Here is a 330-nt window from a genome sequence, read left to right on the forward strand (position 1 = left end):
ATTTGGAGACGGCTTTTGCGATTTCTCCATCTCGAAACCAAAAATATAGCGCGTCGGTTTTTGCCGTTTTGAGCCCTTCTCGCGTTCCCGATGGCGGGCGATCAATCACTTCGCTTCGAGCGCATTGAGAGCGTTGTTCACCGTGCCGTTTGAGGACCCCGTGCAGCCCCGCAAATAGGCCTGCGTCGGGAAACATCCCTTCGATGGGTTGTGACAATAACAGAGGTGAAACAGGATGCGGAACTCACTTGCGCCGATCAAATTCGCCGGAATACCCGACAGCCAGTTGGTTGCTTTATGGCTCATCCTGCGGCCTCCGCTGCGTCGATT

1 protein-coding gene is annotated in these 330 nt (G+C 54.5%); it reads right to left on the bottom strand.

The window, feature by feature from the left end:
* Nucleotides 1-105: 105 nt before the first annotated feature.
* A partial coding sequence (locus AB9F29_RS21665; RefSeq protein WP_369757219.1) for a helix-turn-helix domain-containing protein occupies nucleotides 106-330 on the bottom strand: 225 nt, incomplete at its 5' end.

Origin of the sequence: Falsihalocynthiibacter sp. S25ZX9 (assembly GCF_041205405.1) — a bacterium.
GTDB classification, from domain to species: Bacteria; Pseudomonadota; Alphaproteobacteria; order Rhodobacterales; family Rhodobacteraceae; genus Falsihalocynthiibacter; species Falsihalocynthiibacter arcticus.